Annotated in this window: 12 protein-coding genes and 1 tRNA gene; 12 read left to right on the forward strand and 1 reads right to left on the reverse strand. The window is 46.3% G+C overall.

All coding sequences use genetic code 11. From position 1 onward, the window contains the following. From WCO51_04420 to mazG, 12 genes are all read left to right on the forward strand, one after another. A partial coding sequence (locus WCO51_04420) for an NAD(P)-dependent oxidoreductase (protein MEI6512505.1) occupies nucleotides 1-672 on the forward strand: 672 nt, incomplete at its 5' end. Between the two features lie 25 nt (nucleotides 673-697). Next, complete coding sequence (locus WCO51_04425; protein ID MEI6512506.1) at nucleotides 698-2218, forward strand: ABC transporter ATP-binding protein; 1521 nt, start codon at nucleotides 698-700, stop codon at nucleotides 2216-2218. Next, nucleotides 2215-3231: an ABC transporter permease gene (locus WCO51_04430; GenBank protein ID MEI6512507.1), complete on the forward strand. Its 1017-nt coding sequence runs from the start codon at nucleotides 2215-2217 to the stop codon at nucleotides 3229-3231. The genes WCO51_04425 and WCO51_04430 overlap by 4 nt, the downstream gene beginning before the upstream one ends. After that, the gene (locus WCO51_04435) at nucleotides 3228-4088 is read left to right on the forward strand and encodes an ABC transporter permease (GenBank protein MEI6512508.1); all 861 of its coding nucleotides are present in this window, start codon (nucleotides 3228-3230) and stop codon (nucleotides 4086-4088) included. The genes WCO51_04430 and WCO51_04435 overlap by 4 nt, the downstream gene beginning before the upstream one ends. Before the next feature lie 12 nt (nucleotides 4089-4100). Further along, nucleotides 4101-4856, forward strand: coding sequence for a hypothetical protein (locus WCO51_04440; GenBank protein ID MEI6512509.1), 756 nt, complete (start codon nucleotides 4101-4103; stop codon nucleotides 4854-4856). Nucleotides 4857-4872: 16 nt separating this feature from the next. Then, nucleotides 4873-6414 (forward strand): glycogen synthase GlgA, encoded by a 1542-nt coding sequence (gene glgA, locus WCO51_04445; protein ID MEI6512510.1) that lies wholly within the window; start codon nucleotides 4873-4875, stop codon nucleotides 6412-6414. Beyond that, the gene (locus WCO51_04450) at nucleotides 6399-6611 is read left to right on the forward strand and encodes a hypothetical protein (protein MEI6512511.1); all 213 of its coding nucleotides are present in this window, start codon (nucleotides 6399-6401) and stop codon (nucleotides 6609-6611) included. Before glgA ends, WCO51_04450 begins: the two co-directional genes overlap by 16 nt. 21 nt (nucleotides 6612-6632) lie before the next feature. Further along, a complete protein-coding gene (locus WCO51_04455) occupies nucleotides 6633-7412 on the forward strand; it encodes a FliA/WhiG family RNA polymerase sigma factor (GenBank protein ID MEI6512512.1) in 780 nt (259 codons plus the stop codon). A 102-nt stretch (nucleotides 7413-7514) separates the two neighbouring features. Then, a complete protein-coding gene (locus WCO51_04460) occupies nucleotides 7515-7829 on the forward strand; it encodes a hypothetical protein (protein ID MEI6512513.1) in 315 nt (104 codons plus the stop codon). A gap of 76 nt (nucleotides 7830-7905) precedes the next feature. After that, on the forward strand, nucleotides 7906-8286 hold the full coding sequence (locus WCO51_04465; protein MEI6512514.1) for a hypothetical protein: 381 nt from the start codon (nucleotides 7906-7908) through the stop codon (nucleotides 8284-8286). Beyond that, nucleotides 8283-9359: a SurA N-terminal domain-containing protein gene (locus WCO51_04470; protein MEI6512515.1), complete on the forward strand. Its 1077-nt coding sequence runs from the start codon at nucleotides 8283-8285 to the stop codon at nucleotides 9357-9359. Before WCO51_04465 ends, WCO51_04470 begins: the two co-directional genes overlap by 4 nt. Nucleotides 9360-9436: 77 nt before the next feature. After that, nucleotides 9437-10882, forward strand: a complete 1446-nt coding sequence (mazG, locus tag WCO51_04475; GenBank protein MEI6512516.1) for a nucleoside triphosphate pyrophosphohydrolase — start codon at nucleotides 9437-9439, stop codon at nucleotides 10880-10882. Nucleotides 10883-11066: 184 nt separating this feature from the next. On the opposite strand, the gene WCO51_04480 is transcribed toward mazG, so the two are convergent. Then, nucleotides 11067-11139: transfer RNA gene (locus tag WCO51_04480), tRNA-Arg, on the reverse strand. Between the last annotated feature and the right edge of the window lie 205 nt (nucleotides 11140-11344).

Consider the following 11344-nt stretch of genomic DNA (forward strand, 5'->3'; position numbering starts at 1 on the left):
AATGAGAACAGTGCTGCAATGGGTGCCAAACCTGGCACTATATTGGTCGACACCAGTACCATTGCCCCTGCGGCCGCTCAAGAATTTGCCGAAAGAGCGAACGAATTAGGTTTGCATTTCCTTGATGCTCCGCTGACAGGGGGACAAATCGGCGCAGAAAACGGGACCCTCACGATTATGGTCGGTGGCAATGAAGAGGTCTTTGGGAAAGTGAAACCTGTCTTCGAACCGATGTCAAAGAAGATCGTCTATGTTGGCGGTCCCGGCATGGGTCAGATACTCAAAATGGCCAACCAGATTGCGGGTATGTTGAATGTCGTTGGGGTTGCCGAGGCGCTTCTGTTTTGCCGTAATGCTGGAGTTGATTTAGACTTAGCGGTCGAGACACTAAGTGGCGGCGCTAGTGGTTCGTGGGCGATGGAGAATTTGGGGCCGCGAATAGTTGATCGTGACTTTAGACCGGGTTTTTCAGCCGAGCTTCAGCAGAAGGATCTTCGCTATGCCTTAGAGACTGCCGATAAGCTAAAAGTCCCCATGCCCGGCACTGCAGTTTGCAATCAGCTCATGCGCTCAGTCTTAGCACACGGCGATGGCAAACTGTCCTTTGTAGCAGTTTCTCTAGTCTTAGAACGCCTTGCAGGTTTGGACTTGCCCATTAAGAAGGGTAAGTAAATCCCATTTTGCGATACCCAAAACCATGGCTTCAATTCAGTCTCCAATTATCTCTATGCATGGGGTTACTAAGCGGTTTGGCGCGTTAACGGCTAATGACCGGATAGATATTGACGTTAGTTCGGGGACTATCCATGCGATTGTTGGAGAAAATGGGGCAGGGAAGACAACGCTGATGCGCATCCTCTACGGCGTCTACCGTCCTGATGAGGGTGAGATTAAGCTTCGTGGGCAGACAACAGATTTCCACAGTCCAATGCAGGCTATCAAAGCTGGCGTTGGGATGGTTACTCAGCACTACAGTATCATCCCCGAACTTTTAATTATTGATAATTTAATGTTGGGCGCGGAACTCACACAAGGTTGTTTGCTCGATCGGAAAGCCGCTATTGAACGGGCGGACGAATTAGCGAAACGAATTGGCTTTAATTTTAATTGGCGCGCTTTGGCCTCAACCTTGAGTCCTACTTCAAGTCAGAAGCTCGAAATCCTAAAGTTGTTGTGGAGAGATTCCGATATTTTAATATTAGATGAACCGACGGCGATGTTATCACCATCGGACTCAAATGCGCTCTTTGATAACTTGCATAAGTTGTGTGACGATAGCCCGAGAACGATCTTATTTGTGACGCATAAACTGGACGAAGTAATGCAGCACGCTCAGCAGGTTACTGTATTACGTGGTGGGAAGAAGATTGCTGATGCTGATGTTGCCGGAACATCACGAGAACAGCTCACTCAGTGGATTGTCGGACAGCAAATCAACCCGATCAAAAAAGAACCCCCTCGATCTTTTGGAGAACCAATGCTCACCGTGTCCGAGTTAACGGTTCGTGGGGATCGAGGGGATATTGCAGTCAATTCGATTAGTCTTGAAATACGTTCGGAAGAGATAGTCGGGATTGCAGGGGTTGACGGGAATGGACAGGCTGAATTGGTAGAAGCTATAGTCGGCCTGCGCCCCGTTATCTCGGGTTCAATTCGCTTCAGAGAAGTTGATTTATCTAGGCAATCGATAAGACGGAGGATGGAGTTGGGGCTTCGCTACCTGCCGAATGATCGTCTAGATGGTCTCATCGAGGATTGGTCGGTTAGTTTGAATTCTGTCTTAGGTTTTCACAGAAAGCCACCGATCGGTGGTTTGTTAATGCAGTCAAAAGCAGTTAATGAGCGGGCAAGGGAATTGGTAAGTGAATTCGACGTGAAGACCCCGAGTTTGGAATCTTCCGCTGATTTGTTATCCGGTGGGAATCAGCAGCGTTTGATGGCCGCGCGTGAGCTTTATGGTGAGCCTAATCTGTTGGTTGCATGCCAACCAACGTGTGGATTGGATATTAGCGGCGCCGAACAGGTCCATAACGTTATCCGAGACAAATGCGCCATTGGAATGGCAGCGCTAGTGGTATCGTTTGATCTGGATGAGCTAATCGAGCTATGCGACCGTATCGTTGTAATGTTCCGTGGGAAGCTTTTTGCTTTGCCTGATGGAGAGAGTAAAAACCGCGAGCTTATCGGTTTACACATGGTGGGTGGTGCGCCGAGATGAAGCGTGTTCTCACTATTCTTGCGCTTATTATTTCGGCGACGGCGCTTATAGCTGTTGCAGTGGCATCTACAGGCACGCCACCAGGGTATGCCTTCATAATCTTTGTTCAGGGAGCTTTTGGAGATAAGGCGCAGTGGATGCAGACGCTAAGCCTAACGATTCCTTTGCTTCTAACCGGTTTATCGGTTGCGGTTGCGCTTCGAGCAGGTTTGTTTAATATAGGCGCTGAAGGACAACTTCTTGTTGGCGGTTTGATGGGCGCTTGGACTGGCTATGCGTTTGTGCTTCCTTATGGTTTGCATCTTGGGCTTGTGTTGATTGTTGGAGCTTTAGCCGGAGCGATATGGGCGCTCCCTGCCGGCTTGATTAAGGCATGGCGGGGCGGGCATGAGGTGATTACTACTATCATGCTCAACTATCTGGCGCTGAACCTGGTTAATTATTTGTTAAATGGGCCGATGCGTGCAGTCAGCGCTTTTAATGAACCTAAAACACCTGAGTTGATGCGATCCGCATGGATGCCGATGCTGTCATTTACGGATAACTCTTTGAGCTTGGGAATTTTAGTTGGGATTTTCGTTGCAATAGGGTTGTGGGTGTGGCTGTTCCGGACGCCTAACGGTTACGAAACACGCGCAGTGGGCGCTAACTCAAACGCAGCCAAAGCCCATGGGATTTCAATATCACGAACCTTGATAATGACGATGGCGCTCTCAGGGGCATTAGCAGGCTTAGCAGGGGCTGTTTTAGTGGCGGGAGTTCCTGAACATAGGTTTTATCGAGATTTCTCACCTGGTTACGGGTTTGATGGAATAGCAGTGGGTCTGCTGGCAGGTGCCAATCCTTTGGGTGTAATTCCGGCGGCTGTAGTTTTTGGTGCGGTGGATTCGGGAACGCGTTATATGGAATCGCTGACATCAGTGCCGCGCGATATTGCAGTAGTGGTTAGAGGGCTTATTATTTTAGGGGTTGCAGGGCTTACTTGGCAGCGAAAAAAAGGGAGCGCTAAATGACTCTCTTAATTCAAGTTTGGATATTGGGAATGCTGCGCGGCGGCACATCGTTGATGTTGACATCACTAGGTGGACTTCTTTCTGAACGAAGTGGTGTTATAAATATCGGGTTAGAAGGAATGATGCTATTAGGTGCTTTTGCTGGGGCAGTGGTAAGTTACTTCACAAAGAGCGCCTTGCTTGGTTTATCAGCAGCTGTATTAGCTGGAGGACTGCTAGCTTACGCTCATGCGTTATTAACGCAGCGATTGAAAGTCGAACACGTGATGAGCGGTATAGCGCTTAACCTGGTTGCGCTTGGAGTGACGAGCTTTCTGCTCAGGCGGCTTCCTGATGGTATTGGCTCTTTCTCTAAAGTGCCAAGTGTGCCTTGGTGGTCATTGACGATCGTTGCTTGTGTATTAATGGGCGTGATTTACGTATGGTTGAATTATACACCGAGCGGAATTCGCCTTCAGGCGGTTGGGAATGACGCCGAAAAGGCGGCGCAGGTTGGGATCGATCCGATAAAGGTTCGATATTTCGGTGTTATCGCGAGCGGAATGCTGGCAGGATTAGGCGGTGGTTATCTATCACTAGCTCAGACGCCGGGGTTTTCGGTGAATATGTCGAGTGGACGTGGATATATCGCGCTTGCGGCACTCATCTTAGGCCGATGGAATCCGTTTGGCGCCGCCGCTGCAGCATTAGCATTTGGGCTGTTTTATCAGGCAGAAGAATGGATGCAAGGCACACCGATATTCGGTGTACAGCTTCCCACGGAATTTTGGCTATCGCTGCCGTATTTATTAACAGTGATAGCGCTTGCCGGCTTCCGAGGTCGTTCGAAACCACCTGCAGATTTAGGGAAGACGTAGTTCGGAGAAATTATGGGCGATCAGGCTAAATTGCTGAGAGAAATGACGGTTAAGCAACCGGTAAGTGTAGGGCATCGCGCAGTTGTAAAAGTGCCGGAGGTGTCTAATGCCGGTGCTGTATCGCTATATCTTGCTGCAGGAGTTAATACTGATATCGTGCGGATGTTGGTTGATGCAGCAGGTATGTGCGATCAGCGTGCCATAACGCTTGACTGGGATGGATTAGGGATCACAGGAGGATTTGGACCCGGTGCTTCAGTTTCAGCCGTTTCAAACGTTTCATTACTTAGAAGCGGTATATTGAACCCAAATACGCGAGTGATTGAGCTTGGCGGTGAACGTTGGTGGAATTCACGAACGGCAACACAGCGCCGCTCTCTTGTCAATGAACTTCGAGCAGTGCAGCCTCTTGCTGATTTATGGGTTCTATTAAGACGAAAGATTGATGCTTTAACCTGTTCAACAGGTCAAGCTCTTATTGTTCTTCCCGCTAGACCTGAATCTTTAGTAGAAACCTATGCGGCGATGAAGGCACATCGAAATGCTTTATCGAAAGTCTCTCTTTCCGTCGCAGTTTCAGGAGTTGGGAACGAGCGTGACGCGGCTCTAAGATTGTCAGTTATGTTTGATAAGTATTTAGGTTTGGATGTGCGACCGGTCTGCCTTAACGCTGAGGCTCTGCGCAGCGAGTTAATGGAGTCTTGGTCAAAAGGGAGCGGATTGCGTGGTCTTTTGGCCGGCCTATCAACACAAATGGCTGTTAAATAGCTTTTAGGAGTATTAAATGATTTCAGCGAATAAGAAAATGAAAATATTGATTGTATCGGTTGAGGTATCGCCTTTTGCAAAGGTAGGAGGATTGGCGGATGTGGCAGGTGCGTTGCCAAAAGCATTAGCTAAACTTGGGCATGATGTACGCGTACTAATGCCCGCCTATAAAATGATTGAGGATAACCCTAAGTACAAAGTTAAGCCACTTATTGATAAACTGCCGGTTCCCATCAATCCGCATTGGATTGAGGAGGGCTTTGTTAAGCAGACTACCATTAGTGGTGATATACCTGTCTACCTAGTCGGTTCGAAGCGATTTTTTTCAAAAGCAACTGAATCGGTTAAAGTTTATGATATCGAAGCTGGCGCTGACCCTTACATTTTCCTCGACAGAGCGGTACCTACCTTCATAGAGGCCTTCAAAAAAGAATGGATGCCTGATGTTATCCATTGCAATGACTGGCACACGGGTCTAATTCCAGTTTATTTAGAGCATTTAAAACTGGATAATATCGGCACTGTGTTTACCATCCACAACCTAGCATATCAGGGCAGCTTCGACAAATCATTGCTACCAAATGCAGGTTTGCCCGAGAGTTATTTCAATATGTTCCAAATGGAGGCCTACGGAAGGGTAAACTTTCTAAAGAGTGGATTAGTATTTGCTCATAAGGCCAATACGGTCAGTCCGAACTATGCGAAAGAAATTCAGACAGAAGAATACGGAGCGGGACTTCAAGGGTTGTTAAAAGATTTGGCGGATCATGGCAATCTACGGGGAATTCTGAATGGTATTGATTATGATGAATTCGACCCAAATTCTGATCCGAACATTCCATTTCAATATTCTGCAGGAAAAATTGCAGGGAAGGCGAAATGCAAATTAGCCTTGCAACAAGAGTTCGGTTTGCCACAGGATGAGAATATTCCTGTAATTGGACTTGTTTCTCGCCTAGCCGATCAGAAGGGATTGGACTTAATAAAAGAAGTAGTGGCGAAGGTGCTCGGCCTGCCAACGCAGTTTGTGGTGTTAGGTTTAGGCGATAAGACCTACGAAAGCTATTTTAAGTCGCTCCAAAAGAAGTATCCTAATCATATGCGGGCAAATATCTGTTTCGATGCTGATTTAGCATCCCGCATCTATGCCGGCAGCGATTTGTTCTTGATGCCCAGTCGCTTTGAGCCTTGTGGATTGGGACAGATGATTAGTCTTAGATATGGTACCATTCCGATTGTGCGGAAAACCGGTGGTTTAACCGATACTGTAATTGAATTTGATCCTATTGCACATATCGGAAATGGGTTTGTGTTTGAAGAATATAAGGCAGCCGCATTGCTGGAGACTATTCAGCGCGGCGTGAAGACTTTTCAGAATAAAGAAAAGTGGAACGAACTAGTGGAAAGAGCTTTGAAGAGTGACTTTTCATGGAAACTTTCCGCTTTAGAGTATATCGATCTATATGAAGCAGCGGTTGCTAAAGCCAAGGAAGGCCAGCAGACGATGCAAGCATCCTTAATGAATAAGGGGCTGAAGGTTGAGTGTTGCCAAAGTTAATCGGTTCAATTTGCGCTTTTATCGCATTAGCGTTTAGCGTAATTAATCAGGTCGGTCCGACTACGGCATTAATACGCGGAGCGGTGGCATTTCTCATTGGTTGGGTTGCCGCTTCAGTGTTAGCTGCCATGTTGGGTTATGGACCTGAACCGTCCGCTAACTCTGCTCATTCCGAAGCAGCTTCCGATGAATCTTAAGTGTTGTAAGGGAGGGTGCCTATGAGTTTGACACCCGTCGAATTGACGAATGCCTGGAGACGGTACAAAGGTGAACATGATCCGTCCTCTCGGGACAAATTAATCAACCAATATACCTATTTGGTTAAAATTACTGCGGGTCGTGTTATCACGAGCCTTCCGCCGGGGTTGGAAAGAGACGATCTCGTAAGCGCCGGCGCAGTAGGGTTGATCAAAGCGGTTGATCAGTTTGACTTAACTCGCAACGTGAAATTTGAAACGTATGCGATTGCTTTGATTCGTGGGGCAATTCTTGAGATGCTGCGTGAAGAGGATTGGGTGCCTCGTTCCGTGCGAGAGCGCCTTAAGAACCTTGAACGAACCTATAGGTCGCTTGAGTTGCAATTGGGAAGACCCGCAACCGAAGAGGAAACAGCTGTCGCTCTTGGACTTAATCAAACTGAATATCAGTCTTTATTATTGGAAATGGGGCGTACGACACTGCTATCACTTGATGATATTTTATCGAGTAACGAGAGTGACGATCAGCTCCATTTAGCCGATTTGCTTGAGGATCATCAATCGGATACGGGAATTGAAGTCGAAGCTCGGGAAATAAACCGCTCTCTTTCTGAAGGTGTGGAGCGTTTGCCTGAGCGTGAGAAGCTTGTTATTGCTCTGTATTATTACGAGGGGCTAACATTCAAAGAAATCGGACGCGTGTTGTCCGTTTCAGAATCAAGGGTATACCAGCTACATACACAAGCAATGGTACGCCTTAGGAGCTATTTAGCACAAGGCTCGACGCTTTTTCAGCGTTGACGGGAGATTTGCACGTATGTTATACTTCAGGGCCGTGACCTATCGGATCCTGGAATTCATGCATTAGACGATAGTTTTGTTTTTGCATGAAAAATATCGCGAATGCCAGGTCCGACTTTGAGCGGTTTCGGCCAAGGGAGGCAAGCGCTCATGGATTGGGATATAACGCATTCCGTTCAGCGGATGGGCGGGATCGATAATACACAAGGAGTACCGCGTGTATTACCAGATCAGAGAAATCAGGACGTATCGCACAAAAGTTGGCAACTAAATACGACTCAGAATCGTAGAAAGAAACGGAAACCATCTGATGCGGTTAAAAATGACTCGGGAAATCTCGTGTCAGAAGAAATTTCTAACGTTCAACCCGATGGTTCTGATAATCAAGCCGAGCGCCATTTAGACGTAAAGGTATAAGAACGTTAGTTGTTAAACTTGGATGAATGAATTCATTCTATTTCTGCAAGCGCTTTTGTTAGTGGTGGGTTGGTTATTGTTTTTACGAGCCCAGCAGGAGCTTAAAGCGCAAGCAGCAAAGCAATCGCTTGCTGGTGAGACCGATAGCCTTAGGCGTTCGGTTGAAGCTTTGTTACATCGGCTCACAACAGAAGCAGAGCGAATAGACCAGCAAATCAATGAAAAGCTTAAGTTAGTACCGTCTAATCTTGATAAAACAGCAGTTGCTGATTTTAAGATAACTAAATCTGAGGATGGTCGTTACGCACAGGTTCACGCTTTGGCTGATGCCGGCGAGACGCTAGAACAGATTGCAAAAAAAACCGGGATGCTCCCGGGGGAAATCGAATTAATTATAGGCCTTCGTCCCACTATTAAGGTGAGTGACCGGCCTAAAGAAGGAGACAGTTCACAATGAAGTCACGGATAGTAACAGTTGGTGTTCTTGCCTTGATAGCTTTTACCTTGATTGGTTGCGGTGGCAAGAAGAACGTTGTCGCAAGAATTAATGGTAAAGATGTTACCATAGAAGAATTTACTGAGCAAATGGAGGCTTTGCCGACCTACTACGAGCCTCAACAAGGTACTAATCAGATTACCCCCTCAGGCCAAGCAGGCGCACGCGCTCTTAGAGAGATTATAACCCAACAAGCAATGCTCCAAGCAGCGAAGGATGCAAAAGTTTTTCCGACAGAGAAAGAAGTCAATGCTCAAATTGAAACGCGTAAGAAGCTCGACCCTAATATTTTAAACAATTACACTCAGAGCGGAAGAACTCTTGCCGATTTTCGTAAAGATGAGCAAATTAACCTTGCTAGGTTGAACTTAATGGGCAAGGGATTGACCATTACTGACGAAGAGGTAAAGAGTGTTTATGATCGGATTAAGAGTATACCAGGGCCGATTTTCACTCCTGCTACCTATGGGCTGCGTATCGTCATTACGACCGATGCCAAAAAAATGAAGTTAGCCAGTGATGAGCTTAAGCGAGGTATCGATTTCAAAGAGATCTGCCGTAAGTATAACGATAGTCCTCAACTTAAAAACCGACTAGACTCTGATGGTGGAGCTGGCATGATCCCTGATAGAGATTACGCCTGGATTAAAAGCAATATGGGTAAAGCATTTGCTGACGAGGTAATGTCGAAGTCCCTGAGCCAGAATACTTCTTGGGTAAAGGTTCCTGTTGCTGGTCAAGGTGGAGCTAAAACTAGTGCATGGATAATAGCCAAAATTGAGAAAAAGAATCCTGCACAGACCAAGCCATTTTCGGATGAAATAAAAGTTTTCATTAAACAGAATTTAATCCAAGCGAAGGCTGATAAGAATGCTTTTGCTAAGCTCTTAGAGGATACTCGCATCAAGTTCAAAATCGATATCAAGCGCGAACCTTGGAAAGCGTTGTATAAGCGGGACCAAGAGGCGCAAAAAGCTCAAACCGCTGCAAACGCAGGATCGACTCCTAGCGCTACACCAGTGGGTGGCAAATAACCTGTCGTTTCATAATTTAAGATAGGCCATAGAGGGCGGCCATTTGGCCGCCCTTGACTGCATTAAGGATGCTGTAGATGATTGAAATTGTTGGGCTTGGCCCTGGCGATGAGAGTATGCTGACGGATGAGGCTAAGAACGTGTTGATGCATGCTTCAGTCTTAATGCTTCGCACTGAGCGTCATCCTACTGTCGATTGGCTCAATAAACAAAAAATTCCTTACCAGTCTTTCGATACATTTTATGAGACCGCCTCTGATTTCGAGACCCTTTATGATCAGATTGCACTGTCAGTATTGGAAGCGGCGAAAATACAGGGGGATGTTGTTTATGCGGTGCCAGGTCATCCTTTGATCGGTGAGGATTCTGTTCAGCGAATATTATTCTTAGCCAAGGAAGCAGAGCTCCCTACTAAAATTGTCCGAAGCCCTAGTTTTATCGAACCGATGATGGAGGCTGTGGGAGTTAATCTTAGTGAGGGGCTGCAGATTTGGAATGCATATACATTAGACCGTTTTAGGCCAGATCCGAGACTGCCTCAGATTATTTACCAAGTTGATTCGCAAGTGGCCGCTTCCGATGTCAAACTTCGATTGATGGACTTCTATCCGGATGAACATTCAGTTTCAGTCGTACGTTCTGTCGGAACTGAAGAGCTGTCGGTGGAATGGATGCCCCTCTTTGAGATCGACCGACATGAGCATGATGTATTAACCAGCCTTTTTGTGCCTAGTTTGCCATTAGAACGTGAGCATGGCCTTTACGGGTTAGTTGATATTATCTCAGCTTTACGTAGCCCTGAGGGTTGTCCATGGGATAAAGAACAGACCCACGAAAGCCTTAAGAAGTTTGCTCTCGAAGAAGTCTATGAGTTAGTCGACGCAGTAGAAACAGGTGACCCCGACAAGTTGTGCGAAGAGCTTGGAGATGTTTTATTACAGGTTATGCTTCATGCGGAAATTGCTAATGAAGATGGGCTTTTTAATATCGATGACGTTTCAGCAATCCAATCCGAAAAGTTAATTAGGCGCCATCCACATGTATTTTCCGGTTTAGAAGTCAGAGATTCTGCTGAAGTTTTACACAACTGGGACCTTATCAAGACAGCAGAGAAGGGTGAAGAAGCGCGCCATTCTTCAATTCTGGAAGGGGTTCCTCAAGCAATGCCCGCTTTGATGCGCGCGATGGAGATTTCAAAGCGCGTTGCGCGTGTAGGCTTTGAGTGGCAGAATATTGATGGGGTCTTTGATAAGATCGAAGAAGAACAACATGAGCTTCGCGAGGCGTTTCAATCAGGAGATAAAGCGCGGACAAAGGACGAACTAGGCGACCTCCTTTTCGCCATCGTCAACCTTGCCCGACATATGAAAATAGATCCCGAGGAAGCCTTGCGCCATATGATCCTCCGTTTTGTTGATCGTTTCATAACAATGGAAAATAAAGCCACTCTTAACGGTCGTAATCTTCGAACTTTAACCCCAGAAGAATGGGATGATCTCTGGGAGCAAGCAAAGAAAGCTTAGTAAGCCTATTTTAAGCGCATCGAAATGATGCGGTGTTTAGTAATTAAAACTTAAAATTCTGGTGGGCATTAGGATCGTTTCATAGATGTTTATCTCGCTGTGATATGAGCATCCAAATTAGATTCTTTCGCTCTATTATTTGAGCTTGACGAAAAATGCCGATTGCATTTTGAGTAAGAAGAAGTACGCCCGACAGGACTCGAACCTGTGACCCTCTGCTTAGAAGGCAGATGCTCTATCCGCTGAGCTACGGGCGCATGACTTAATTATAGACCATTTTAGCCTATGTTTCAAGCTCAGAGTGTCGTTCAGTGGCTATGAGTCACTAAAATGAGCAGGAAACTTCTAACACAGAGCGAAATTTCTACTATAATAATGCTTGCTAGACAAGTGAATGCTTATGATCAATTACTGCAGCTTGTAAGTAGAGATGCGATTTTGTTATAATACTTGTGTATAACT

The sequence above is a fragment of the bacterium genome (assembly GCA_037131655.1).
GTDB lineage: Bacteria > Armatimonadota > Fimbriimonadia > Fimbriimonadales > JBAXQP01 > JBAXQP01.

Coding starts and splice junctions, on each gene's coding strand:
- WCO51_04430 (MEI6512507.1), top strand. CDS start 2,215: ATGAAGCGTGTTCTCACTATTCTTGCGCTTATTATTTCGGCGACGGCG.
- WCO51_04470 (MEI6512515.1), top strand. CDS start 8,283: ATGAAGTCACGGATAGTAACAGTTGGTGTTCTTGCCTTGATAGCTTTT.
- WCO51_04455 (MEI6512512.1), top strand. CDS start 6,633: ATGAGTTTGACACCCGTCGAATTGACGAATGCCTGGAGACGGTACAAA.
- WCO51_04425 (MEI6512506.1), top strand. CDS start 698: ATGGCTTCAATTCAGTCTCCAATTATCTCTATGCATGGGGTTACTAAG.
- WCO51_04435 (MEI6512508.1), top strand. CDS start 3,228: ATGACTCTCTTAATTCAAGTTTGGATATTGGGAATGCTGCGCGGCGGC.
- WCO51_04460 (MEI6512513.1), top strand. CDS start 7,515: ATGCCAGGTCCGACTTTGAGCGGTTTCGGCCAAGGGAGGCAAGCGCTC.
- glgA (MEI6512510.1), top strand. CDS start 4,873: ATGATTTCAGCGAATAAGAAAATGAAAATATTGATTGTATCGGTTGAG.
- mazG (MEI6512516.1), top strand. CDS start 9,437: ATGATTGAAATTGTTGGGCTTGGCCCTGGCGATGAGAGTATGCTGACG.
- WCO51_04440 (MEI6512509.1), top strand. CDS start 4,101: ATGGGCGATCAGGCTAAATTGCTGAGAGAAATGACGGTTAAGCAACCG.